The following is a 22,641-nucleotide window of genomic DNA, read 5'->3' on the forward strand; positions in this document are numbered from 1 at the left end:
CCCTCGAAACATCGGTTCACATAAGCCGATCGAGCAGCAGATTTTTCCGCGTCTGCGCTGGCCACACCAGTCTGGACCCATTTACAGCAACGGAATCATGGCTCACCGACCGGTCGCGGACCGGCGTACCGCCGTCCGGCGTGTCGCCCCACCGCCTCGACGAACGCCCGACGCTCGATGATCGCCCTTTGCGGCCGGACACGACGACGCGCTGCCACCCCTGATGAGTGACAGCGCGTCGGGTTCGCGTTCGGGGCTTACTTCCCGCCCTGGCCCGCGACGGCGGCAGCGCCCGCGGCGGCCGCCTCCGGGTCGAGGTACTCGCGCGGACGCACCGGGCGCAGGTCCTCGTCGAGGTGGTAGACCAGCGGGATGCCGGTGGGGATGTTCAGGCCCGCGATGTCCTCGTCCGAGATCTGGTCGAGGTGCTTGACCAGTGCGCGCAGCGAGTTGCCGTGCGCGGCGATCAGCACGGTCCGGCCGGACAGCAGGTCCTTGGAAATGGTCGACTCCCAGTACGGAACCATCCGGTTGACCACGTCGAGCAGGCACTCGGTCTTCGGGACCTCGATGCCCGCGTAGCGCGGATCGCCCTCCTGGCTGTACTCGTTGGTCGTGTCGATGGGCGGGGGCGGGGTGTCGTAGCTGCGACGCCACAGCATGAACTGCTCGTCGCCGTACTTGTCGCGGATCTGCGCCTTGTTCTTGCCCTGCAGTTCGCCGTAATGGCGCTCGTTGAGCCGCCAGTCGCGGATCACCGGAATCCAGTGCCGGTCGGCGGCGTCCAGCGCGATGTTCGCGGTGGAGATGGCCCGGCGCAGCAGTGAGGTGTAGACGACGTCCGGCAGGATGCCGTGCTCGGCCAGCAGTTCCCCGGCACGCTTGCCCTCGGCGATGCCCTTGTCGGTCAGATGCACGTCCACCCAGCCGGTGAACAGGTTCAGGGCGTTCCATTCGCTTTCGCCGTGGCGCAGCAGCACGAGGGAGTACGTCATGCGGTCATCCTCCCATGCGCGCTCGACCGGGTCGCATCGGTTCCCGCCACGCCGCCACGGCCGGTACCGGGAAAGCGCGAAGTCAGACCGGTTCGTCCGCGGCGTGCTCGGCGGCGAGCACGCCCGCGCCCGCCAGCGTCGCGCCGTGGGTGATCGCGGACAGCTCCACACGCAGTCCGCCCAGGAACTTCAGCCCGGCGTGCTCGGACACCGCGGAGCGCAGCGGATCCCACAGCGGCGCACCGGATCGCGCGAATCCGCCGCCGATCACCACCCGGTCGACGTCCAGCAGGGCGGCGGCCGAGGCGATCGCCGCGCCGAGAGCGGTGCCCGCCCGGTGCAGCGCGGCGAGCGCGATCTCGTCGCCCGCGTGCGCGTCCGCGGCCAGCCGCACACCCGTGCTGCCGGACCAGCCCTGCTCACGAGCCCAGCGCACCGACGACATGCCACTGGCGACCGCCTCGACGCAACCGCGACCGCCGCACCCACAGGGCGTGTCCCAGCCCGGCACGACGATGTGCCCGACGTGCCCGGCATTGCCGGTGCGCCCGAGCAGCACCTTGCCGCCCGCCACGATCCCGCCGCCGATCCCCGACGACACGGTCATCGCCAGCGCGTCGGGCACCCCGCGCAGGGCGCCGAGGCGGTGTTCGGCCAGTGCAAGGCAGGCGCCGTCGATGGCGAAGCGAATCGCGGCGGCGGGAAACAACTCCTGCACGGCGGCGACGACCGGGAATCCCGATTTCCATTCGGGGATGTTCAACGGACCGGTGACGCCGGTTCGCACGTCCACCGGACCGGCCGCACCGATCCCCACGGCGCTGACCGGTTCCGGCCCGGCGACCTCGAGCAGCAGTCCGCGACAGGCGTCCCACACACTCGTGTCCGGCACGTCCACCTGGCGTACGTCGCGCACCTCGGGACCGGGGTGCACCACTCCGGCCGCGAACTTCGTCGCGCCGATGTCCAGAGCGAGAATCGCCAACGCCGTGTCTCCTTCGCCGAACCGAGCCACCCGCGATTGTCGCCCGGGCCGGGGGGCCGGATCCAGCTACCGGCTAGGGCTTGTCGGCCGAGTCGACCAGATGCTCGAACGCGCGCAGGTTCTGCAACGACTCGCCGCGCGAGACGCGCCACTTCCATTCCCGCCGAATGGATTCGGCGAAGCCGAGTTCCAGCAGCACGTTGAAGTCGGCGTCCACCGCTTCGAGGATCTGCCCGAACACCCGGTCCAGTTCGTCCGGGGTGACGGCGTGCGCGGACATGCGGCCGACCAGGTAGATGTCGCCGACCCGGTCGAGGGTGTAGGCGACGGCGTAAAGCCTGCGATTGCGACGCAGCAGGAACTTGTAGACGCCTTCGAAGTTCTCGTCCGGCTTGCGGCAGACGAACGCTTCGACGCGGACCCCGTGCTTGCCCACCGTGAGCATCACCGTGGTCTTGAGCTTGCGCTCGCCGGGCAGGACGACGACGAAGGTCTCCTCGCCCGGCCGGGTGTACTCGATCTCCCTGTCGCGCAGCGTCTCGTCGATGAGCTGCGCGGTCGCCTGCATCTCGTTCACCGGCGTACTCCCATCCGGCGCCGCCACAGCGCCCGCGATCTGGCCTGGCTGCTCTCGGCGAGCAGGGCCGCCGTCCGTTCTCCGGCCAGGTTAGTGCGGTCGGCGGCCGCGCGGTCGTAGGCGTCGTCGCGCACGAGGCTGTGCGCCAGGCCGCGGCCGCCGAGCGCGGAGCGCTCGTCGCGGAAACCGGCCAGGGCCGCGGCGTAGCTGGCGAGCAGCCCGTCGGCGGTGTGCGCCCAGGAGAAATTGGCGGCGTGCGCGACGGCCCGCTCGCCCATCCGGTGCAACCGACCGGGGTCGTCCAGCAGGTGCCGCAGCGCGTTCGCCCAGTCCGAAGTGCGGTGGCCCGGGACCAGCAGGCCGGACACGTCATGCCGCACGGCCGTGCCGAGACCACCCACATCGGCGGCCAGCACGGGAGTGCCGCTGGCCTGCGCCTCGATCGCGACCAAGCCGAAGGACTCGTTGTAGCTGGGCACCGCCACCAGATCGGCGGCGCGATAGACCAGCACCAGCCGCTGCGGCGGCTGCGGGGGCAGGAAGCTGACCCGCGCGGCGATGCCCAGTTCGGCGGCCAGCTCGATCAGCGCGTCGGGCCGGTCCAAGCCGCTGCCGGAGGGCCCACCCACGATCAGCACGCGCAACGGGCGCTCCGGGTCGGCGCGCAGCACCTCCGCCGCGGCCCGCACCAGCACATCGGGCGCCTTCAGCGGCTGGATGCGGCCGACGAACGCGACGATCTGCTCGTCGGCGCTGAGGCCGAGCGCCGCGCGGGCGGCGGCTTTGTCACCGGGGCGGTAGAGGGTCAGGTCCGCGCCGGGCGGTACGACATCGATGCGCTCCGGGTCGGCCCCATAGAGCTCGACCAGCTGACGGGCTTCCTCGGCGGTATTGGCGACGAGCCGATCGGATTCGGCGATCACCTGCTTCTCGCCGATCTCGCGGGTCGCCGGTTCGGGGCAGTCGCCCTCGGCCAGCGCCGCGTTCTTCACCGCCGCCAGCGTGTGCGCGGTGTGCACCAGCGGCACCCGCCACCGATCCCTGGCCAGCCAGCCGACCTGGCCGGACAGCCAGTAGTGCGAGTGGACCAGATCGTAGTAGCCGGGCAGATGCCGAGCCTCCTGGCGCAGCACCTCCGCGGTGAACGGGCACAGCTGGGTGGGCAGATCGTGCTTGTCCAGCCCTTCGAACGGGCCTGCCACCACGTTGCGCACCAGCACGCCGGGCGCGGCCTCCTGGACGGGCGGAAGGTTGGACGCGGTGGCCCGGGTGAAGATCTCCACTTCGGTACCGCGCCGGGCCAGTTCGACGGCCGTTTGCAGGACATAGACGTTCATGCCGCCCGCGTCGCCGGTCCCCGGCTGAGCGAGTGGTGAGGTGTGCACCGATAACACGGCGATACGGTTCGGCCGTAGGTCCAGGCGCTGACTCACACTATCCATAGTGCACGTTGCGTTCCCCGGCCCAGACACGCTATCCGTGGCAAGTGAGAGCTATCACAGAGCAGACATGACGCCGATCACAGACTGTCGGCGAACGCGCTGACCTCGGCGACGAACCGGGAACGGTCCTCGATGAACAGGCCGTGCTGGGCGTCTTCCCAGAACGACGCACGGGCGTTCGGGACGGTGTCGGCGATGAAGCGCCCGTTCTCGATCGGCACGACCTGATCGGCGGTCCCGTGCAGGACGAGCACCGGAACGTCCAGCGCGCGCAGTGTCCCGGTGTTGTCGACGGTGCGGTAGAACAGCGCTTTGCGCACCGCGGGCGGGGTGGCGAGACTGGCCCCGAACAGGCGCTGCGCGTCCGGCCCCTTGTCCGCGCCCGGTCCGGTGTTGGCATTGCCGAACGCACCGAAAGCGCGCAGGGCCCGCCCCGCGCTCTCCTCGAAGACGCCCGGTATCGCCTCCTGCATCATGCTGCCGGTCGCCGCACCGGGCACGCCGGGGCCGATGTTCGCCATCGAGCCGGTGTAGACGACACCCGCGACGGCGTCCGTGCCGTACGCGGTCAGGTAGTCCGAGAGGACGATCCCGCCGTAGGACCAGCCGAGCAGCGCCGCGCCGGAGTCGATGCCCTCGGCGGCGAGCACGGCCGCGACGTCGGCCGCCCAGTTCTTCGGATCGTCGTAGCCCGTCGCGGGCGCGTCGGAGTAGCCGTGGCCGCGCAGGTCGACGGCGATCACCCGGAAACGCGCGGCGAGGTCGTCGGCGGCCCCGCCCCAGCAGCGCAGGTTCGCCGACCAACCGTGCAGCAGCACCAGTGGGCGCGCCTGCGCCGGACCGCTCACCCGGTAGACGATGTTCGTTCCGTCCGCGCTGACCACGTCCCGAATAGCCATGCCACTCAGGCTAACGGTGATCCGGGTGACCGCACCGGGCCCGGCAAACCTCGCGCACCTAGGATCTAACGGCATGAGCACTCGCACCGCCGTCGTCACCGGAGCCAGCTCGGGGATCGGCGAGGCCACCGCCCGTGAGCTGGCGAAGCAGGGATTTCACGTCTACGTCGGCGCTCGCAGGCTGGATCGCCTGCGCCGCCTCGCCGACGAGATCGGCGGCACCGCACTGGAACTCGACGTCACCTCGGACGAGTCGGTGCGCACGTTCGCCGAGGCGATCGAGCGGGCCGACGTGCTGGTCAACAACGCGGGCGGCGCCAAGGGCCTGGCCCCGGTCGCCGAGGCCGACCTGGACGACTGGCGCTGGATGTGGGAGACCAACGTGCTCGGCACGCTGCGCGTCACCAAAGCCCTGCTGCCCAAGTTGATCGCCTCCGGCGACGGGTTGATCGTCACCGTCACGTCGGTGGCCGCGTTCACCGCCTACGACAACGGTTCCGGCTACACCTCGGCCAAGCACGCGCAGGCCGTGTTGCACCGCACGCTGCGCGGGGAGCTGCTCGGGCAGCCGGTGCGGCTGACCGAGATCGCCCCCGGCGCAGTGGAAACCGAGTTCTCGCTGGTTCGCTTCGGCGGCGACGCGGAGCGGGCGGCGAAGGTGTACGAGGGCATCGACCCGCTGGTCGCCCAGGACATCGCGGAGGTCATCGGCTTCGTCGCGTCGCGGCCCGCGCACGTCAACCTGGACCAGATCGTCATCAAGCCGAGGGATCAGGCGGACGCGGGCCGATTCGCGCGTCGCGGCTGACCATTTCATAGCCGACGCAAATCAATCATATTTCGCGGTCGTTCCGGCCGCGAATTGCTGGGACTTCGCTGTTCGATTCGAACCGTTAGCATCCGAGATGCCGTAAGCGTAGAGACATCGGATGGGAGTGGTTCGGCTCATGTTCAAGGGCTTCAAAGAGTTCCTGATGCGCGGGAACGTCATTGATCTCGCGGTCGCCGTCGTCATGGGCACCGCGTTCACCGCCGTGGTGACATCGGTGACGAAAGGCGTCGTCAATCCGCTGCTCGCGATTTTCGGCAACAGCCACGAGCTGGGCCTCGGCGTGCAGCTCATCTCCTCCAAGCCCGCCACCTTCATCGCCGTCGGCCCGATCATCACGGCGGTCATCGATTTCGTGATGGTCGCCGCGGTGCTGTACTTCGTGCTGATGCTGCCGATGAAGACGATCAAGAACCGCTTCGGCACCCCCAAGGCCGCCGAGCCCACCGAAATCGAGCTGCTGACCGAGATCCGCGACCTGCTCGCCGAGCGGCACGAGGCGGTCCGCGCCGAACGCTCGGCCGACCGCGAGGCCGAACAAGAGGACGTGAGGGTCCGCTAGGACCGCTCAGCGCGCGCCCGCCGGCTGCGGAGGCAGCGGGGTGGCGGAGACCACGGTCGACGGCGCACCCTGCAACGCCGACATGGTTTTCCAGGTGTTCCAGTCGATGGTCCAGTCATAGAGGTCGCCGTCGGCGGCCGAGAGCGGGATCGAGGTTCCGGTCACCTCGACCGGATCGCCGTACAGGGCCGTGGGGAAGTACGCCTGCGCGTCGCCGGGAGACAGATTGATGCACCCGTTGGTGACGTTCGCCGAGCCTTGCGCCGACAGTGATTCCGGATTGGCGTGGATGAATTCGCCGTTGTTGGAGATGCGTACCGCCCAGCGTTCGCGGACGTTGGTGTAGTACGGCGGATTCGACATCATGAAGTCCTCGTACTTCTCGGTGACCACGTGGATGCCGGATCGGGTGACGTTGCGCGGCTCGTTGCCCTCGCCGTAGCTGACCGCGAAATCGAACACCGTCCGCCCGTCGCGGACCACCTGCATGCGGTGGCTCGGGGCGTTCGCCTTGACGATCTGACTGCGCCCGATGCGGAAATCCGTGGTCAGATCGGAATCGCCGTAATTGCCGCCGCCCAGGTCGAGTCCGTAGAGCCGGGCCGACACGTGCACGCTCGTGCCCGGGGCCCAGTAGTTCTTCGGACGCCAGTGCAGCCGCGAGCCGTTGTCGTCCGGGAACCAGGCCCACGCGCCTTCGGTCGGCGGGTCGGTGGTGATGGTGAGCGCCTTCTCCACCGCCGCCTTGTTCGTGACGGCGGACTTGAATTGCAGGATGATCGGCGCCGCGATGCCGACCTCCTGGTTGTCGCCGATGTTCACCGTCGCGGGAACGGTGCTCTTGGGCGCGAGCGTGTGGAACGAGCCGTCGATCGGTATCGGCTTGCCGTCGGTGCCGACCGCGGTGCCCGACCAGGTGTAGGTGGCGTCGTAGCCGAGCGGCTCGGTGATGGTGTAGCCGCGCTTGTCCGGCGCGAGCTCGCCACGCACCTGCTTGCCCGCGGCGTTGGTCAGCGCGACCTGATCGATCGCGCCGTCGCTGATCGCTACGGAGACCGGCGCGGTCGGGTTGACGTTCTCGGCGTCGTCGGCTGGGGTCAGCGTCACCTCGGCGATCGGACCGGCGTCGGAGCCCGACCGGCCCGCGTCACGGTCGATCGTGCAGCCCGCCGCCAGGGCGACGACCACGAGCAGGACAGCCGACACCACGGCAACCGATCGGTGGATCATCGGGCGGTGGTTCACTTCGTCGAATCTACGCGCGGCGCGCGGTCCGATCCGTCGCCGCTGCGTGTGGTGTCGACCTCAGCGCCTCAGAGCGTGACACCGACGGTGACCGGTTCCGGCTCCAGCGTGATCCCGAAACGCTCGGCCACGCCGTCGCGCACCGTCCTGGCCAGCGCCACCAAGTCGGCCGCTGTGGCGGCGCCGCGATTGGTCAGCGCCAGTGTGTGTTTCGTCGACAGCCGGGCGGGCGCCTCGGCGCCGGGGAAGCCCTTGGCGAAACCCGCCCGCTCGATCAGCCAGCCCGCGGAGAACTTCACCCCGTCCGGCGCCGGGTAGGTCGGCACCGTGGCCTCGCCCACGTGTGCGGCGATCGCGGCGCGCACCTGCGCCACCCGCTCCGGCGCGACCACCGGGTTGGTGAAGAACGAGCCCGCGCTCCAGGTGTCGTGGTCGGCGGCGTCGAGCACCATGCCCTTGCCCGCGCGCAACCGCAGCACCGCGTCCCTGACCTGTGCGGCAGGCCGGGACTCGCCATCCGCCGCGCCCACCGCCGAGGCGAGTTCGCCGTACCGCAGCGGCATGCTGGAACCGTCGGCGCGCAAGGCGAAGTCGACCGCGAGCACGACGGCGTCGTCGCGGTGCTTGAGCACGCTGGTGCGGTAACCGAACCCGAGTTCGCCGGGCTCGACCCAGCGGATCTCCCCACTGGCCCGGTCCAGCAGGCGCACCCGGCGCAGCAGGTTCGCCACCTCGGCGCCGTAGGCGCCCACGTTCTGCACCGGCGTCGCGCCCGCGGAGCCGGGAATGCCGGACAGGCACTCCAGTCCGCCGAGTCCGGCGGCGACTGTGGCGCCCACCACGTCGTCCCAGTTCGCCCCCGCCTCCGCGACCACACCGCCGTCGAGGATCTCGACGCCGGTGGTGGCCACCCGGACCACCACACCGTCGAAGCCGTCGTCGCCGACGAGCAGATTGGAGCCGCCCGCGAGCAGCAGCACCGGGACGCCCGCCGCGTCCAGCGTGCGCACTGTCGCGACCAGCGCTTCGGTGGTCGCGCATTCGGCGAGCAGGGCGGGGCCGCCCACCCGCAGCGTGGTCAGCTCCGCCAGCCGCACGTCGGCGCGCAGCCGCGCACCGGTGCCCGCGAGGAGGTCCGACGGCACCACTCGTGAAGTTCGCACGCCACACGGTAGCGTGCAGTGCACCGCACGAGGACGGCTGCTGCCGCTCGTGCAATTCGTGCGGCGCACGGTAGCGTGTGGAGCCATGGCTACACCGCTGGCGTACACGGCCCGCTACTCCCATCCGCCCGCCGCGGTACGCGCGGCATTCGCGAACGACCAGTTCTGGAAGGATCGGATCGCGGAGGTCGGCGGCCCCAACGCCCGGCTCGAGTCGATCACCGTCAGCGGCGACCAGGTGCGTGTCGAGATGGTTCAGGCCATCGCCGCCGAGAAGCTGCCGCCCGCGATCACCGCGGTGCGCCCCGGTGATCTGACCATCCCGCGCGTCGAGGACTGGACCGGGGATCACGCCACCTTCGAAGCCCGCGTGGACGGCGCGCCCGCCGAGGTCCGCGGGACCATCACGCTCACCGCCGACGGCTCCGGCGCCGTCGCCACGACCGAGGGCACCATCGAGGTGAAGATCCCGCTGTTCGGCAGCAAGATCGAAAAGGCGATCGCCGAGCACCTCACCGAGCTGCTGAAGAACGAGGCGGAGTTCACCGACAACTGGCTCGCGTCGCACTGATCCGGCCCGCGCGGACGCGCACTGTGCGACGTCACACCGTGCGGTCCGCGCCTTCGTGTCCCGTCCGCACTCCACCCGCCCGCCGAGGTCGGCGCCACCGGACCCAGTAACGTGTGAGCCCATGGCACGCCGATTGGACTACTCCGCCCGCTATCCGCTGCACACCACAAAAGAGCTGTACGCGGCGCTGTCGAACCGCGACTACTGGGAAGCGCGGATGGAAGAGATGCGGAAGTACTCCCCCGGCAACCAGGTGGTCCGGCTGGAGGCGGGCGACGGCGGCATCGACGTCGAACTGCACCACATCCTGCCCAGGGAGATGCTGCCGGAGATCGCCCAGACGGTCATGCGCAAGGACATGGTGATCACCCGCAAGGAGACCTACAGCCCGTTCGCCCCGGACGAGATCACCGGCAAGTACTCGGCGGCCATTCCCGCGGGGCCGGGCAGCCTCGGCGGCACCATCCGCCTGTTCCCCACCGAGACCGGCTGCACCATGCGCTTCTCCTCGGAGGCGAAGGTGTTCATCCCCATGGTCGGCCCACGCCTGGAACAGCTGATGCTGGTGAACCTGGTCGACCTTTTCCGCGGCGAGGCCGAGTTCACGGTCAAGTGGCTGGAAGAACAGCACCCCACTCGCTGACCAAACCGGTCGGCACCATCACCCGTGGCACCACCGCCGTCAACCGTCTCCGCCGCAGCGACCGCTGGCTGATCAACGACGAACTCGTCGCAGGCCTGCTGGGCGGCGCGCCCGATCCGCTGGTGGTCGACCTCGGATACGGCGCGAGCCCGTGGACCACGTTCGAGCTGGCCGCGCGGCTGCGCACAGTGCGCGCGGACGTGCGGGTGGTCGGACTCGAGATCGACCCGCAGCGCGTGGTGCCGGGCCGCGACGGCGTCACCTTCGCACGCGGCGGATTCGAGTTGGCCGGGCTGCGGCCCGTGTTGGTGCGTGCCTTCAACGTGCTGCGGCAGTATCCCGAATCAGCGGTCCCTGAGGCGTGGTCGACCGTCCTGGCCGGGCTGGCGCCGGACGGCCTGCTGATCGACGGCACCTGTGACGAACTGGGCAGACGCTGCGCGTGGGTGCTGCTCGACCGGAACGGACCGCGCTCGCTCACGCTGGCCTGGGATCCGTTCACCGTAGAGCGCCCCTCCGATCTCGCCGAACGCTTGCCGAAGGCGCTGATCCACCGAAACGTTCCCGGTGAACCCATCCACGCACTGCTCGCCGCCGCGGATCGGGCCTGGGCGCACGCCGCGCCGATGGCGCCGTTCGGTCCGCGCGTCCGCTGGCGCGCGGCGGCGCAGACGCTGCGCGCGGAAGGTTTCCCGATTCGCCACTATCGTCGCCGCCTGCGCGACAACGTGCTCTCGGTGCCGTGGCCGGCCGTCGCACCACTCGGAACGAGCTGACCCAGCGCACCTCCGAGCGTTTCGTCACGCTACGGCAAGCGCTCGGTACACCCGCTTCGCGGCACGCGGCGACAAGCGCGCCCCCGCGTCGGTGATCTCCGCGCCCGCACACCGGTGGATGGCGACCGCGTCGGCGACCACCTCGTTCAAAGCGGCCTGCCCGATGTCGCCCTCGGCCAGGTCGAGCACCGTGCGCACCGGTGTCGTCACCAGGAAGGGGCCCGCCGACTCCACCTCGGCGCCGGCCAGCGCACGGCGCACGATCACCAGCCGCGGCGTCACCGGCGGACGTCCCGCGCGCACCGACAGGTGCAGGAAGCGCGGGCACAGGCTGCCGAGTCCGTGCAGCTCCGCCGCGCTGTGATGGGAGACCACCGACGCGCCGTCGAACCAGGCCGCCCACATCGCGTATTCGTCGAGCGGACCTTCCGGCCACCCGGCGAACCGCAGCATGCCGACCCCGGCCCTGGTCACCGAACCGTCGCCGAGGGCCGCCCGGACGCGCGCCCCGCACCCCGTGCGCAGCACCTGCCGAGTCGTGAAGAAACCGGCGTGCCGACCGGCCCAGCGGCGCAGAACGCGCCATCCTTGTTCCGCGGATCCGATCGCGCGGCTTGCCACATCGCCAGCCATGGGCATCAGGCTACGCTCGGTTTTTGTGCCTCATGTCACATTCGAACCCCTCACTGCCTCCACAGAGACGGCTCAGAAAGGTCGGGAAGAATTTTCGCCATGAGTACGAACGCAACCTCCACCTCGACGATCAACCGGCGGCCCCTGCTGATCGCCCTGACCGTGGTAGCGGTTCTGCTCGCCACGGTCCTGGTCGGCGGCGAGGCATACGCCAGGCACACGGTGTCGAACTGCATCAGCTCGCAGTTCGAGAAAGAGATGGGGTCGAAGATCGACGTGAGCTTCGGTCCCAAGCCGATGCTGGTCACCTGGATCGATGGCAAGGTGCCCTCGGTGCGGGTGAACAGCGACGACACCAAGTTCGGCCCTGCCGTCGGCATGGTGGTGCACGCCGACTTCCGCGACGTCGACGTCGCCGACTCCAACGGGACCGTGATCGGCCATTCCTCCGCCGACGTCACGTGGAGCAACGAAGGCATCAAGGAGACCCTCGGCGGGATGGTCAGCAGCGTGAGCTCCTCGGCGAGTTCGGGCATGCTCACCCTGTCGGTGCTCGGCGGCCTCGCCGAGCTCCAGCTGAAGCCGCAGATCGTGAACGGGGCGGTGCAGGTGGAGACGATGTCGGCCGAGCTGCTCGGCATCGGCCTGCCCTCCGACCTGGTGCAGAGCATCGTCGACGTCTTCACCGAGAGCCTGCAGAGCTACCCCCTCGGCATGACGGCGACGAAGCTCGAGGTCACCGACTCCGGCGTCGCGGTTCAGCTGGCGGGTGGACGTACCCAGCTCGAGCCCGCGAACAACAGCTCCGACGCGCGCTGCTGAACGCGCACCGGCGCAACGGCTTCGAACCTCGCGCGGGCGCTGGGGGGCGAACCGGATGCCCGTCAACGGATTCCGGCTGGCGGTCAGGACGGGAAACCGTCGAGCACCTCGCGAGATTTCGACAGCCCGAGCCGGGTCGCGCCCGCGGCGATCAGCTCCGCCGCGGCCTCGGCGGTCCGGATGCCACCGCTGGCCTTGACGCCGAGCCGGGCACCGACGGTCTCGGCCATCAGCCGCACCGCGTGCACGCTCGCTCCGCCCGCGGGATGAAATCCCGTGGAGGTCTTCACGAACTCGGCTCCCGCGCGCTCGGCGACCCGGCACACCTGCACGATCGCCTCGTCCGGCAGCGCGGCGGATTCGATGATCACTTTCAACAGCGCCCGATCGCCGATCGCTTCGCGCACGGTGACGATGTCGGCGAGCACCGCCGTGTAATCGCCCGCGCGGGCCGCTCCGACGTCGATGACCATGTCCACCTCGGCGGCGCCCTGGTCCACCGCGAGCCGCGCCTCGGCGCCCTTCACCAGCGAATGATGTTTCCCCGAGGGGAATCCGGCGACCGTCGCGACCACGAGCCCGGGCGCGCGCACCGGCAACATGGACGGCGACACACAGATCGCGAGCACGCCCATCGCTCGCGCGTCCTCGATCAGCGTCTCGACCTCGGCGCGGGACGCCTCCGGGGCGAGCAGGGTGTGATCGATCATGGCGGCCACTTCGGCCCTGGTCAGCGACGTGGAACTTGCCATGGGGTGAGAGTCTGGCACACCGGACGCGAATTCCGTTGCGCGCCTGGCTGCACTTCCCGCACACTCGTAGCTGATGGCGCATCGGAGAACGTGACGCCACGGTCGACCGACCGACCGACGTGTGCGGATGGGCCTACTTCGTTCGGGAGGAGACGACCGTGCTGATCCGTCGCGAACGCGCCGACGACACCGCTGCGATTTCGGCGGTGCATCGCAGCGCATTCGCACCGCACTATGCCCGTGCCGACCACCCCGACGGCGCCGGCGTGTCCGGCGACCGCGGCAGCGCGGATCCGCCGGAGGTGGGTCTCGTCGCGCAGTTGCGCAGTGACGAGGGCTGGATTCCGACTCTGTCGCTGGTCGCGATCGAGCACGACAGCGTGGTCGGCCACCTGTGCCTGACCCGGGCCACGGTCGGCCCGTTCCCCGTACTGGCGCTCGGCCCGATCGGCGTCCTCGCCGACCATCAAGGCGCCGGAGTCGGCTCAGCTCTCATGCACGCGGCCCTCGGCGCCGCCGACGCGCTCGACGAACCGCTGATCGGCCTGCTCGGCAGCCTGGAGTTCTATCCACGCTTCGGTTTCGTCCCCGCCGCCCGCCTGGGCATCACACCGGACGATCCCGCCTGGATCAGCCACTTCCAGGTCCGGTCCCTGTCGGCCTACGACTCCCAGATCGCCGGCGAATTCCATTACGCGGAGCCGTTCTACCACCTCTGAGCGCTACCGCCGGGCACTGATCGCGGGCCGCCCGGCCGGTCGGCGTCGCGGACGGCCCGACCGTGCGTTCCCTCGGCGCCTCCCGAGCGTGCGCGAAGGTGCGGCAAACGCCGCGCAGCGCACCTGGGAGGATGAGCTCATGAGTTCCGCTCCACCCGTTCAGGACGACCGCCGCTACGTGCTGACTCTCGGCTGCCCGGACCGTCCCGGCATCATCGCCGGGATCACGTCGTTCATCGCCGAGTTCGGCGGCTCGATCGTGGAGGCGGGATATCACTCGGACCCGGATACCGGCTGGTTCTTCACTCGCCAGGCGATCAAGGCGGGCACGGTGCCGTTCGGGCTCGCGGAACTGCGCGACCGGTTCGCCGCGGTGGCGGCCGACCTCGGTCCGGCGACCGAATGGCAGCTATTGGACTCCGGGGCGCGCCGACGCGCGGTCCTGCTGGTCAGCAAGGACGGTCACTGCCTGCACGACCTGCTCGGACGCGCCGCCAGCGGTGAGCTGCCCGCCACCATCGAGGCGGTGATCGGCAACCACCCGGACCTGGCGGCGATGACGGAGGCGCACGGGGTGAAGTTCCATCACGTGCCGTTCCCGAAGGACCCCGCCGAGCGCGGTCCCGCCTTCGAGGAGGTCCGCGCCCTGGTGGACGCGCACGACCCCGACGCGGTGGTGCTGGCGCGGTTCATGCAGGTACTGCCCGCCGAACTGTGCGAGCACTGGGCGGGAAAGGCGATCAACATCCACCACAGCTTCTTGCCCTCGTTCGTCGGCGCTCGCCCGTATCACCAGGCGTTCGCCCGCGGCGTGAAACTGATCGGGGCCACCTGCCACTACGTGACCGCGGAGCTGGACGCGGGCCCGATCATCGAGCAGGACGTGATCCGCATCGATCACGCGGACGAAGTGCGCGACATGGTCCGCCAGGGCCGCGACATCGAGCGGGTGGTCCTGGCGCGCGGGCTGCGCTGGCACCTGGAGGGCCGCGTTCTTGTGCACGGCCGCCGGACGGTCGTCTTCTCCTGACCGGCGTGCGAACGCGGCGGCGGCCGGTCAGGCGGCGGCCGGTCAGCCCGCGAGGTCGGCGCGGGAGCGCTCGCCCACCGCGGTGAGCAGGCGCCCGAGTTCCTCGTTGAACCGCTCGTAGGCCTCGACATTGCCGAGATGGCCGGTCGGCAGCACCTGGTAGCGCACGAGATTGCCGTTCTGCCGGAGCAGGTCGACGATCCGCTCGGAGTGGACCGGCGGCGTCATGTCGTCGAACTGTCCCGACAGCACCGTCGTGGGGACCACGATGTTGCGCGCCGACTCCCCCACATCCATCGTGGCGAGCAGGAAGCCGAACTTGGAGCGCACCCAGGCGGGGCACGACCGCACGATGGCCATGCTGAATTCCAGCAGCTCGCCCTTGGCCGCGGTGCTGAGGATCTGGCGCGCGAACAGCCACCGCACCGGCGCGATGGGCGGGAAGACGATCGGTGCGCCCAGCCCCAGCCTGCCGAACAGGAACGGCAGCGGCACCTTCAGCTGCAACAACCGCCACGGCCGGTTCAGCAGCGGCACCACCGTGGTCTCCAGGATCAGCCGGTCGGCCGCGGTATTGGTGAGCAGCATCGCGAGCGCCTGCCGCGCGACCCGCTCGGGATAGCGTCCGGCCCACGCCTGCAGGGTCATGCCGCCGAGACTGTGGCCGACCAGCACGGCCCGCTGTCCGGGCGCGAGCGCGGCGTCGAGCACCGCGGCCAGGTCGTCGGCCAGCAGGTCCGTGGTCAACTCGCTCGAACCGTATTCGCTCTCCCCGTGGCCGCGCTGATCGTAGGCGATCACCCGGTAGTCGCCGGCGAACGCGTTGATCTGCGGATTCCAGTATTCGAGGCAGCAGGTCCAGCCGTGGACGAGCACGATGACCGGGCGATCGGACGGCCCGTAGGCATGTACGCGCAGCTGGGCTCCGTCACCGGTCCGGACCGGGATCACCTCGCGCGGCGCGGTCGGGGGATTGAACGCCGCGGTCCGGTAGGTACGGGAACGCAGGTCGGCGCTGTGCGCGTCGCGCAAGCTCCGGAGCAGTCCCGGGAAGCTCGTCAACGCGGTCGGCAGCAGGGCACGCATCGGACACTCCTTTGTGTTACTGCTAGATACAGTAACCCCGATTCGCGCCGCTTGCTAGTGCAAGCACCCTTACATGACGACGAACTACGCCCTCACCAGCGCGGACCCCGCTGCACCTCGTCCACCTTCGGCCGGACGTCGGCCAGGTAGACGCCCGTCGCGATGATGGCCGCGAAGGAGAGCAGGCCCAGACCCGCGGGGAAGAGGACGAGCACGAGCACAGCCGCCCCGAGAATTCCCAGCCAGATCGGCTTGGTCAGCTTGTCCACCGCGGTAAACGCGTCCGGACGCTGACGCACGGCGTGGATCAGCGCGAAAATCGTCGCACCGAGCGCCGCCAGCCACAGCACCAGCAGGATCATCCCGGTCAATCCGTGCACCATATTCACCCCACCCATCATAGAAGCAACGCCCCCGCACACCAGGGGTGTACGGGGGCGTCGGGCAGCGTCAGCCGCGGACGGTTCAGGCCTTCTTGGGAGCGGCCTTCTTCGCGGGAGCCTTCTTGGCGGCGGTGGGGGCGGCCTTCTTGGCCGGAGCCTTCTTCGCCGCGCCGTTCGTGTCGGGAGCCGGGGTGGACTCGGTGGTCACCTCGACGACCTCGGCCTCGACGACCGGCGCCGGGACGACCTGCGCCTCGGTCTCGGTCTCGACCTTGGCCGGGCGGCCGAGCAGCCCGTTGACGCGCTCGAACACGTCCTCGGCGCGACTCACCGCGTCGCCGTAGATGGTCTCGACCTTGCCGATCCGATCCTCGACGAGGTGGTTGGCGCGCAGCCGCTCGATGGCCTCCTCACCGCGCACGGCGAGGTCGGCGTAGATGTCGAGCGCCTGGCGGTAGTACTTCTCGGCCAGCGTCCGCAGCTCCTCGGCGGTGAACTTCTCGCGCAGCTCGGCGAGGTCGTCGGGAAGCTCCGACGGCAGCCCGGCCAGCCGCTCGCGCAGCGACTCGAACTGGGCCTGGACGTCGGCGGGAACGTTGGCGAAGCGCTCGCGCGCCTCTTCCACCCTGGTCTGCACCTCGGTCGCGGCGGCACGCTCGCGCACCTGCGCGACGACGTCGTTCACGGCGGTGTAGAGAGCGTCACCCGCGCCGACGGTGGCGAGCAAGGGCTTGGTGACGGTGGCGTTCTTCTCGGTCATGGTGTTTCGTTCTCCTGGCGTGGCGGAGTTTCGGTTGTCGTGCGCGGAACGTCGCTGTCCCATACGTCCCCCCCTGCCTCGTTTCCTCCGTTTTCCCGGCGAAACGATTCATAGATGTCCAGCAGCACCTGCTTCTGCCGCTCACTGATCGATGTGTCGGCAAGCAGGGCGTCCCGGACCGGACTGTGCGGCCGCTGCTCGAGATAGCCAGCCCGTACGTACAAGACCTCCGAGGAGACCCGCAGCGCTTTCGCGATCTGCGTGAGCACTTCGGCGGACGGATTGCGCAGTCCGCGCTCGATCTGACTGAGGTACGGATTGCTCACCCCCGCCAGTTGTGCGAGCTGACGCAACGAGACCTGCGCGGCTTCTCGCTGCGCCCTGATGAAGCCTCCGATGTCGTGCGCCGCACTGACGACGCGACCTCCTCGTTCGCCGACTCCGGACGAGTACTCGTCCGGTCTGTCGGTGTACTCGGCGGAAACCTCGGGCTGGTCTGCCATCACTCACCTTCTGGCGGTTGTACGGGTTCGAGTCTAGGTCAGGGTGCTAGCTATTGCAAGCAGTCTGCTAGCAGTGTTTCGGCAAACGTTCCGCGCGCCGGAGATCAGCCGCCGAACATGAGATGGGAAATCGTGTAGATCGCCAGTCCGGCAAGCGAACCGACGACCGTTCCGTTGATCCGGATGAATTGCAGATCGCGGCCCACTTGCAATTCGATCTTCTTGCTGGCTTCCTCGGCATCCCATCGGGCAACCGTGTCGGTGACCAGGGTGCTGATCTCACCCGCGTAGTTTTCCACCAGGTAGCGAGCACCACGGTCGATCCAGCCGTCGACTTTGGCGCGCATGTCCGCGTCGTCGCGCAATCGCTCGCCGAGCTGCTGGACGTTTTCGGCGACCTTGCGCCGCAGCGTGCTGTTCGGGTCGTCGGCGGATTCCAGGATCAGTCGCTTCGCCGCGCGCCAAGTGGCCGAGGCCAGTCCGGTGATCTCCTCACGACCCATGATCTGCGCTTTGATGCGCTCGGCCTTCTTGATCATGGCGTCGTCGAATTGCAGGTCCTCGGCGAATTCCTCCAGGAACCGATTCGCGGCGAGGCGGACCTCGTGCTCCGGATCGGACCGGACTTTCCAGGTGAATTCGACCAGTTCCCGGTAGATCCGTTCGGAGAGCAGAATGTTGACGAATTTCGGTGCCCATTGCGGCGCGTCCCGCAACACGATCCGATCGATGGTCTCCTGTGAGCCGAGCGCCCACTGGTGCGCGCGCTCGGCCAGCAGATCCAGCAGCGCCAGTTGCCGGTTGTCGGCGAGCAGCTCCGCCAGCACCCGGCCGATCGGCGGGCCCCACAGCGGCTCGGCGATCCGCTTGACGATGGTGTTGTCGATGACCTGCTCGACGTCCTCGTCGCGCAGCACCCCGACGACGGCGCGCAGAATCGTCGAACTCTCCTGCGCCACCCGCGCGGCATGACCGGGATCGGCCATCCACCGCCCGACCCGCCAGGAGACCTGCGCGGAGTTCACCTTGGCCGACACCACTTCCGGCGCGAGGAAGTTCGTGCCGACGAAGGTGCCGAGACTGGCGCCGAGCTGATCTTTCTTGCGGCGGATGATCGCCGTGTGCGGAATCGGCAGGCCGAGCGGGTGCCGGAACAGGGCGGTCACCGCGAACCAGTCCGCCAGCGCGCCGACCATGCCCGCCTCGGAGGCGGCGCGCACGTAGCCGACCCAGTCGCCGCCCGCGCCGCGCGATTCGATCCAGCGGCAGAACAGGTAGATCGCGGTGGCGAGGGCGAGCAGGCCGGTCGCGAGCGCCTTCATCCGCCAGAGGTCACGACGCTTGGCCGCCTCGTCGAGCACGGCGGACAAGCCGAAGGGCGCGGCGGCAGGCGCGGCCGGGGCGTCCAGCACCGCGGTGTTGCCGGGAGCTTTCTCCATACCTCCCATTCTGCTGTGCGCGGCGAAGTGGGCGAGCGGGCGAGTGGATATGGACACACCCGACGCGCCCCGCGCTGTGGTTCCTACCGCATCCGGGCTCAAACGCGCATATCACGGGTAGCGGGGACCTAAGCTGGTAGCCACCGGAGAAAAACATACGAACGAGGGAGCCCACGCTGTCCACCGAAGACCTTGTCGATATCGGCGAGCGACCGTCGGCGGTGCGCGGCGGCCGGATGGACGGCCGCAAGCGCCGGTGGCGGCAACACAAGATCGATCGGCGCGAAGAACTCGTCGACGGCACCCTGGCCGCGGTGCGCGCCCGGGGCAGCAACGCGGGCATGGACGAGATCGCCGCGGAGATCGGCGTGTCCAAGACCGTGCTCTACCGCTACTTCTCCGACAAGAACGACCTGGTCCACGCGACGATGCAGCGGTTCATCGAGACCACGCTGATGCCCCGGGTGTACGGCGCGATCAGCCTGGACGCCGACGAGTACCAGCTGGTGCGCTCGGCGCTGGCCGAGTACGTCGGCACGGTGGACGAGGACCCCGAGGTCTACCGGTTCATCATGGGCAACGGCTCGGCGGACCAGTCCTCGCTCGCGGAGTTCGAGAAACTCTTCGCCGAGGTGGTGTGCGCGGTGATCACCGAGCGCGCCAAGGAGCGGGGCGTCGAGACCGAGGGTGCTGCGCTGGCCTCGTACGTGCTGGTCGGCGGCATCCAGCTGGCTACGCACTGGTGGACCACGAACAAGTCGATGTCGCGCGAGCACGTGATCGACTACCTCACCATGCTCGCCTGGAGCGCCATCGAGGGCATGGCCCGCGCCGGCGGCTCTCCCGCGGTGTTCAACGCGCAGACGCATGTGCTGCCCGACCCCGAGGCGCCCGCGCAAGGCTGATCCGGCCCACGGGCACGGGTGCTAGCTGGACTGCTTGCAGAAGTTCACGCGCGCTCTCGACTTTGCCGAAACGTTGGTTAGTCTGAACCCGAGCGGTGCGCCGAGTGCGCTGCGTCACCGCAGGCGCCGTACGCACGGCGGTCCACGCCGGACCTCATGGTCGGCGCAGGCCACCGCCCGCGCGTCCGTCGCTCCGACCGCGGCACCAACGGAGGTACCTCGATGGCGAAGCAAGTACCGACCTCTCGGCTTGCTCGTGGCACCAAGCTGGGTGCGGTAGCAGCCAGTTCCGTGCTTCGCACCCAGCGCACGCGGTTGACCATGCGGGGCAGATCCGAGGCCGTCCGGGCGAAGATGGCCGAGGAATCGATGATTCGCACCACCGAACAGGTGGTCATGGTGCTGGGCACCATGAAGGGCGTCGCCATGAAGCTCGGCCAGATGATGTCGGTGCTCGACCTGGACCTGGTGCCCGAGGACCACCGGGAGCGTTTCCAGAAGCGCCTGGCAGTACTGCGCAACGCGGCGCCGACGGTCTCCTTCGCGGCCATGCGCCAGGTGATCGAGGAGGATTTCGGCAAACCGCTGGACGTGATCTTCGCCGAATTCGACGCCGAGCCGGTCGCCGCCGCCTCGATCGGGCAGGTCTATCGGGCACGGCTGCACGACGGCCGCCAGGTCGCGGTAAAGGTGCAGTACCCGGGCATCGACGTCGCCGTGCGCGCGGATCTGAAGAACCTCGCCATGTTCCGGCGCGTGCTGCAGTCCGCGATGCCGTGGGTGACGCCCGCGGTGCTGGACGAACTGCGGCTGAACATGGAGGCCGAACTCGACTACCGGGCCGAGGCGGCCACCCAGTTGCAGATAGCCGAGATCTACGCAGCGCACCCGTTCGTCATCGTGCCGCGCTCGCTGCCGGAGTTGTCCACCACGCGGGTGCTGGTCACCGAGTACGTGGAGGGCAAGGGCTTCGAGGAGATCCGGCAGTTGCCCCAAGAGCAGCGCAACCGGATCGGCGAGATCATCTACCGGTTCTACGTGGGGTCGCTGTTCACCTTCAACGAGTTCTGCGGCGACCCGCACCCCGGTAACGTGCTGCTGGCCGCGGACGGCCGGGTGGGCTTCCTGGATTTCGGGTTGTTCAACCGGATGGACCCCGAGCACGTGCAGTTCGAGCTGGTCTGCCTGCGCGCCGCCGCGGAAGATCGGGCAGAGGATCTGCGCGAGTTGATGATCCAGCGCGGCGTGATCGATTCGCCGCAGGAGATCGGCGCCGAGGAGTGCCTGGAATACGTGCTGGCCGCCTCGGAGTGGTGTCTGGTCGACGAGGAACTGACCATCACCCCCGAGCTGGCCAGCGGCGCGTTCCTGCTCGCGGTGGACCCGAGGGCCAGCGAGTTCACCGGCATGAAGCAGCAGAATCTGCCGCCCGAGCACCTCTTCTCCCGCCGCGCCGATTTCCTGACCTTCGGCATGCTCGGCCAGCTCGGCTGCACCGCGAACTGGCATCGCATCTCCCGGGAATGGCTCTACGACGAACCACCGGTCACCGAGCTGGGCCGCGCGCATCACGCGTGGCTCGCCGACCGGCCGCGGGCCGCGCCGCAACGAGCGCGCAAGAAGACCACGAAGTAGCCGCCGACCGGCGACACGACCGCAGAACGGAAGACCATGGCAGACACTCGGGAATTCGACCTAGTCCTCTTCGGCGCCACCGGCTTCGTCGGCAAGCTGACCGCGCAGTATCTCGCCGGGGCCGCACCGGAATCCGCGCGGATCGCGCTGGCGGGACGGTCGCTGGACAAACTGACCGCCGTGCGCGACGGGCTCGGGCCGAAGGCAGCGAGCTGGGGCCTGGTGGTAGCCGATTCGACCGACCGGACCGCGCTGGACGCGCTGGCCGCGCGCACCAAGGTCGTCGTCACCACCGTGGGCCCCTACCTGCGCTACGGGATGCCGCTGGTGGCGGCCTGCGCCGCGAAGGGCACCCACTACGCCGACCTCACCGGTGAGCCGCTGTTCATCCGGGACGCCATCGACGCCCATCACGAACAGGCCGCCGCGACCGGCGCGAAGATCGTGAATTCCTGCGGTTACGACTCGATTCCGTCCGATCTGAGCGTCTACCGGCTCTACCGCCGCACGGTCGAGGACAACACCGGTGAGCTCGTCGACACCACGCTGGTGGCTTCGCTCAAGGGCGGCGTCAGCGGCGGCACCATCGATTCCGGCCGCGCCATGATGGAGGCGATCGCCGCCGACCCGGCCAAGGGCGCCGTGCTGTCGCACCCGTATTCACTGAGCCCGGACAAGTCGATGGATCCCGACGTCGGCCGCCAGTCCGATCAGGCGTTGTCCCGGGCGAGTGCCATCGACCCGAGTCTGGACGGGTGGGTGAGCACGTTCGTCATGGCCGCGCACAACACCAAGATCGTGCGCCGCACCAACGGGCTGCTCGGCTGGGTGTACGGCAAGAACTTCCGCTACCGCGAAGTGATGAGCGCGGGGAGGTCGCGGGTGGCTCCGCTGGTCGCGGCGGGCATGGCGGGCGGCATCGTGGCGGGCCTGACCGCGGGCGCGCTGCTGTCGCGGGCGTCGGCGGGCCGCAAGCTGCTGGACCGCGTGCTGCCCAAGCCGGGCACCGGGCCCAGCGAAAAGGCCCGCACCAGTGGCTGGTTCAGTATGAAGACCTTCGCCCACACCACCTCGGGCGCGAAGTACGTGGCCACCTTCGCGGGTACCGGTGACCCGGGCTACCAGGCCACCGCGGTACTGCTCGGCGAGAGCGGCCTGTGCCTGGCATTCGACACCGACAAGCAACCCGAGCTCGCGGGCGTGCTCACCCCCGCCGCGGCGATGGGCGACGCGCTCACCGACCGGCTGCGCGCGGCGGGCATGACCATCACGGTCGATCGCGCCTGA

Annotated in this window: 25 protein-coding genes; 11 read left to right on the forward strand and 14 right to left on the reverse strand. The window is 69.4% G+C overall.

Annotation, left to right across the window (positions count from 1 at the left end):
- Window positions 1-257: 257 nt before the first annotated feature.
- The 5 genes from IU450_RS00580 to IU450_RS00600 form a co-directional block, all read right to left on the reverse strand.
- Window positions 258-995: a phosphoglyceromutase gene (locus IU450_RS00580; protein ID WP_195147825.1), complete on the reverse strand. Its 738-nt coding sequence runs from the start codon at window positions 993-995 to the stop codon at window positions 258-260.
- A gap of 82 nt (window positions 996-1,077) precedes the next feature.
- On the reverse strand, window positions 1,078-1,980 hold the full coding sequence (locus IU450_RS00585) for an ROK family protein (RefSeq protein ID WP_195147826.1): 903 nt from the start codon (window positions 1,978-1,980) through the stop codon (window positions 1,078-1,080).
- Between the two features lie 73 nt (window positions 1,981-2,053).
- Window positions 2,054-2,548 carry a YbjN domain-containing protein gene (locus IU450_RS00590; protein ID WP_195097665.1) on the reverse strand — a complete coding sequence of 165 codons (495 nt, stop codon included), beginning with the start codon at window positions 2,546-2,548 and terminating at the stop codon, window positions 2,054-2,056.
- A gap of 5 nt (window positions 2,549-2,553) precedes the next feature.
- Window positions 2,554-3,999 carry a D-inositol-3-phosphate glycosyltransferase gene (gene mshA / locus IU450_RS00595; RefSeq protein ID WP_195147827.1) on the reverse strand — a complete coding sequence of 482 codons (1,446 nt, stop codon included), beginning with the start codon at window positions 3,997-3,999 and terminating at the stop codon, window positions 2,554-2,556.
- Between the two features lie 77 nt (window positions 4,000-4,076).
- Window positions 4,077-4,898, reverse strand: coding sequence for an alpha/beta fold hydrolase (locus tag IU450_RS00600; RefSeq protein WP_195147828.1), 822 nt, complete (start codon window positions 4,896-4,898; stop codon window positions 4,077-4,079).
- A gap of 73 nt (window positions 4,899-4,971) precedes the next feature.
- Here IU450_RS00600 and IU450_RS00605 point away from each other — a divergent pair, with 73 nt between their 5' ends.
- Window positions 4,972-5,706 (forward strand): SDR family NAD(P)-dependent oxidoreductase, encoded by a 735-nt coding sequence (locus IU450_RS00605; RefSeq protein WP_195147829.1) that lies wholly within the window; start codon window positions 4,972-4,974, stop codon window positions 5,704-5,706.
- Window positions 5,707-5,845: 139 nt separating this feature from the next.
- A complete protein-coding gene (gene mscL, locus IU450_RS00610; RefSeq protein WP_195148602.1) occupies window positions 5,846-6,289 on the forward strand; it encodes a large conductance mechanosensitive channel protein MscL in 444 nt (147 codons plus the stop codon).
- A 6-nt stretch (window positions 6,290-6,295) separates the two neighbouring features.
- On the opposite strand, the gene IU450_RS00615 is transcribed toward mscL, so the two are convergent.
- Together IU450_RS00615 and IU450_RS00620 are read right to left on the reverse strand one after the other, a co-directional pair.
- Window positions 6,296-7,519: a L,D-transpeptidase gene (locus IU450_RS00615; protein ID WP_195148603.1), complete on the reverse strand. Its 1,224-nt coding sequence runs from the start codon at window positions 7,517-7,519 to the stop codon at window positions 6,296-6,298.
- Between the two features lie 83 nt (window positions 7,520-7,602).
- The gene (locus IU450_RS00620; RefSeq protein ID WP_416382838.1) at window positions 7,603-8,682 is read right to left on the reverse strand and encodes a UDP-N-acetylmuramate dehydrogenase; all 1,080 of its coding nucleotides are present in this window, start codon (window positions 8,680-8,682) and stop codon (window positions 7,603-7,605) included.
- 100 nt (window positions 8,683-8,782) lie between these two features.
- On the opposite strand from IU450_RS00620, the gene IU450_RS00625 reads away from it, so the two are divergent.
- The 3 genes from IU450_RS00625 to IU450_RS00635 all read left to right on the forward strand — a co-directional run bounded on the left by IU450_RS00625 (window position 8,783) and on the right by IU450_RS00635 (window position 10,687).
- Entirely contained in the window at window positions 8,783-9,268 is a 486-nt protein-coding gene (locus IU450_RS00625; RefSeq protein ID WP_195147831.1) for a DUF2505 domain-containing protein, read from the forward strand.
- Between the two features lie 121 nt (window positions 9,269-9,389).
- Window positions 9,390-9,911 carry a DUF2505 domain-containing protein gene (locus tag IU450_RS00630; RefSeq protein WP_195147832.1) on the forward strand — a complete coding sequence of 174 codons (522 nt, stop codon included), beginning with the start codon at window positions 9,390-9,392 and terminating at the stop codon, window positions 9,909-9,911.
- Complete coding sequence (locus IU450_RS00635) at window positions 9,881-10,687, forward strand: class I SAM-dependent methyltransferase (protein WP_324197482.1); 807 nt, start codon at window positions 9,881-9,883, stop codon at window positions 10,685-10,687. The genes IU450_RS00630 and IU450_RS00635 overlap by 31 nt, the downstream gene beginning before the upstream one ends.
- Before the next feature lie 24 nt (window positions 10,688-10,711).
- Here IU450_RS00635 and IU450_RS00640 read toward each other — a convergent pair whose 3' ends face one another.
- A complete protein-coding gene (locus tag IU450_RS00640; protein WP_195147833.1) occupies window positions 10,712-11,320 on the reverse strand; it encodes a hypothetical protein in 609 nt (202 codons plus the stop codon).
- Window positions 11,321-11,419: 99 nt separating this feature from the next.
- Here IU450_RS00640 and IU450_RS00645 point away from each other — a divergent pair, with 99 nt between their 5' ends.
- Window positions 11,420-12,142 (forward strand): DUF2993 domain-containing protein, encoded by a 723-nt coding sequence (locus IU450_RS00645; protein ID WP_195147834.1) that lies wholly within the window; start codon window positions 11,420-11,422, stop codon window positions 12,140-12,142.
- A gap of 83 nt (window positions 12,143-12,225) precedes the next feature.
- Here IU450_RS00645 and deoC read toward each other — a convergent pair whose 3' ends face one another.
- On the reverse strand, window positions 12,226-12,894 hold the full coding sequence (gene deoC, locus IU450_RS00650) for a deoxyribose-phosphate aldolase (RefSeq protein ID WP_195147835.1): 669 nt from the start codon (window positions 12,892-12,894) through the stop codon (window positions 12,226-12,228).
- Between the two features lie 158 nt (window positions 12,895-13,052).
- On the opposite strand from deoC, the gene IU450_RS00655 reads away from it, so the two are divergent.
- Together IU450_RS00655 and purU are read left to right on the forward strand one after the other, a co-directional pair.
- Window positions 13,053-13,613, forward strand: a complete 561-nt coding sequence (locus tag IU450_RS00655) for a GNAT family N-acetyltransferase (protein ID WP_195147836.1) — start codon at window positions 13,053-13,055, stop codon at window positions 13,611-13,613.
- A gap of 139 nt (window positions 13,614-13,752) precedes the next feature.
- Window positions 13,753-14,643 (forward strand): formyltetrahydrofolate deformylase, encoded by an 891-nt coding sequence (purU, locus tag IU450_RS00660; protein ID WP_195147837.1) that lies wholly within the window; start codon window positions 13,753-13,755, stop codon window positions 14,641-14,643.
- 42 nt (window positions 14,644-14,685) lie between these two features.
- Here purU and IU450_RS00665 read toward each other — a convergent pair whose 3' ends face one another.
- The 5 genes from IU450_RS00665 to IU450_RS00685 all read right to left on the reverse strand — a co-directional run bounded on the left by IU450_RS00665 (window position 14,686) and on the right by IU450_RS00685 (window position 18,814).
- Window positions 14,686-15,729 carry an alpha/beta fold hydrolase gene (locus tag IU450_RS00665; protein ID WP_195147838.1) on the reverse strand — a complete coding sequence of 348 codons (1,044 nt, stop codon included), beginning with the start codon at window positions 15,727-15,729 and terminating at the stop codon, window positions 14,686-14,688.
- 92 nt (window positions 15,730-15,821) lie between these two features.
- Complete coding sequence (locus IU450_RS00670; protein WP_195097673.1) at window positions 15,822-16,127, reverse strand: DUF2516 family protein; 306 nt, start codon at window positions 16,125-16,127, stop codon at window positions 15,822-15,824.
- A 67-nt stretch (window positions 16,128-16,194) separates the two neighbouring features.
- Window positions 16,195-16,872, reverse strand: coding sequence for a heparin-binding hemagglutinin (locus tag IU450_RS00675; protein WP_195147839.1), 678 nt, complete (start codon window positions 16,870-16,872; stop codon window positions 16,195-16,197).
- Window positions 16,869-17,375, reverse strand: a complete 507-nt coding sequence (locus tag IU450_RS00680; protein WP_228833883.1) for a helix-turn-helix domain-containing protein — start codon at window positions 17,373-17,375, stop codon at window positions 16,869-16,871. The genes IU450_RS00675 and IU450_RS00680 overlap by 4 nt, the downstream gene beginning before the upstream one ends.
- Window positions 17,376-17,479: 104 nt before the next feature.
- On the reverse strand, window positions 17,480-18,814 hold the full coding sequence (locus tag IU450_RS00685) for a DUF445 domain-containing protein (RefSeq protein WP_195147840.1): 1,335 nt from the start codon (window positions 18,812-18,814) through the stop codon (window positions 17,480-17,482).
- Between the two features lie 221 nt (window positions 18,815-19,035).
- On the opposite strand from IU450_RS00685, the gene IU450_RS00690 reads away from it, so the two are divergent.
- From IU450_RS00690 to IU450_RS00700, 3 genes are all read left to right on the forward strand, one after another.
- A complete protein-coding gene (locus IU450_RS00690) occupies window positions 19,036-19,719 on the forward strand; it encodes a TetR/AcrR family transcriptional regulator (RefSeq protein ID WP_195147841.1) in 684 nt (227 codons plus the stop codon).
- Window positions 19,720-19,941: 222 nt separating this feature from the next.
- Entirely contained in the window at window positions 19,942-21,354 is a 1,413-nt protein-coding gene (locus tag IU450_RS00695; protein ID WP_195147842.1) for an ABC1 kinase family protein, read from the forward strand.
- A gap of 36 nt (window positions 21,355-21,390) precedes the next feature.
- Window positions 21,391-22,641, forward strand: a complete 1,251-nt coding sequence (locus IU450_RS00700; protein WP_195147843.1) for a saccharopine dehydrogenase family protein — start codon at window positions 21,391-21,393, stop codon at window positions 22,639-22,641.

Source organism: Nocardia abscessus (genome assembly GCF_015477775.1).
GTDB lineage: Bacteria > Actinomycetota > Actinomycetes > Mycobacteriales > Mycobacteriaceae > Nocardia > Nocardia abscessus_A.

Coding starts and splice junctions, on each gene's coding strand:
- IU450_RS00700 (WP_195147843.1), top strand. CDS start 21,391: ATGGCAGACACTCGGGAATTCGACCTAGTCCTCTTCGGCGCCACCGGC.
- deoC (WP_195147835.1), bottom strand. CDS start 12,894: ATGGCAAGTTCCACGTCGCTGACCAGGGCCGAAGTGGCCGCCATGATC.
- IU450_RS00680 (WP_228833883.1), bottom strand. CDS start 17,375: ATGGCAGACCAGCCCGAGGTTTCCGCCGAGTACACCGACAGACCGGAC.
- IU450_RS00580 (WP_195147825.1), bottom strand. CDS start 995: ATGACGTACTCCCTCGTGCTGCTGCGCCACGGCGAAAGCGAATGGAAC.
- IU450_RS00630 (WP_195147832.1), top strand. CDS start 9,390: ATGGCACGCCGATTGGACTACTCCGCCCGCTATCCGCTGCACACCACA.
- IU450_RS00670 (WP_195097673.1), bottom strand. CDS start 16,127: ATGGGTGGGGTGAATATGGTGCACGGATTGACCGGGATGATCCTGCTG.
- IU450_RS00665 (WP_195147838.1), bottom strand. CDS start 15,729: ATGCGTGCCCTGCTGCCGACCGCGTTGACGAGCTTCCCGGGACTGCTC.
- mscL (WP_195148602.1), top strand. CDS start 5,846: ATGTTCAAGGGCTTCAAAGAGTTCCTGATGCGCGGGAACGTCATTGAT.
- IU450_RS00625 (WP_195147831.1), top strand. CDS start 8,783: ATGGCTACACCGCTGGCGTACACGGCCCGCTACTCCCATCCGCCCGCC.
- IU450_RS00685 (WP_195147840.1), bottom strand. CDS start 18,814: ATGGAGAAAGCTCCCGGCAACACCGCGGTGCTGGACGCCCCGGCCGCG.
- IU450_RS00615 (WP_195148603.1), bottom strand. CDS start 7,519: ATGATCCACCGATCGGTTGCCGTGGTGTCGGCTGTCCTGCTCGTGGTC.
- IU450_RS00600 (WP_195147828.1), bottom strand. CDS start 4,898: ATGGCTATTCGGGACGTGGTCAGCGCGGACGGAACGAACATCGTCTAC.
- IU450_RS00640 (WP_195147833.1), bottom strand. CDS start 11,320: ATGGCTGGCGATGTGGCAAGCCGCGCGATCGGATCCGCGGAACAAGGA.
- IU450_RS00590 (WP_195097665.1), bottom strand. CDS start 2,548: ATGCAGGCGACCGCGCAGCTCATCGACGAGACGCTGCGCGACAGGGAG.
- IU450_RS00645 (WP_195147834.1), top strand. CDS start 11,420: ATGAGTACGAACGCAACCTCCACCTCGACGATCAACCGGCGGCCCCTG.
- IU450_RS00605 (WP_195147829.1), top strand. CDS start 4,972: ATGAGCACTCGCACCGCCGTCGTCACCGGAGCCAGCTCGGGGATCGGC.
- IU450_RS00695 (WP_195147842.1), top strand. CDS start 19,942: ATGGCGAAGCAAGTACCGACCTCTCGGCTTGCTCGTGGCACCAAGCTG.
- mshA (WP_195147827.1), bottom strand. CDS start 3,999: ATGGATAGTGTGAGTCAGCGCCTGGACCTACGGCCGAACCGTATCGCC.
- IU450_RS00675 (WP_195147839.1), bottom strand. CDS start 16,872: ATGACCGAGAAGAACGCCACCGTCACCAAGCCCTTGCTCGCCACCGTC.
- purU (WP_195147837.1), top strand. CDS start 13,753: ATGAGTTCCGCTCCACCCGTTCAGGACGACCGCCGCTACGTGCTGACT.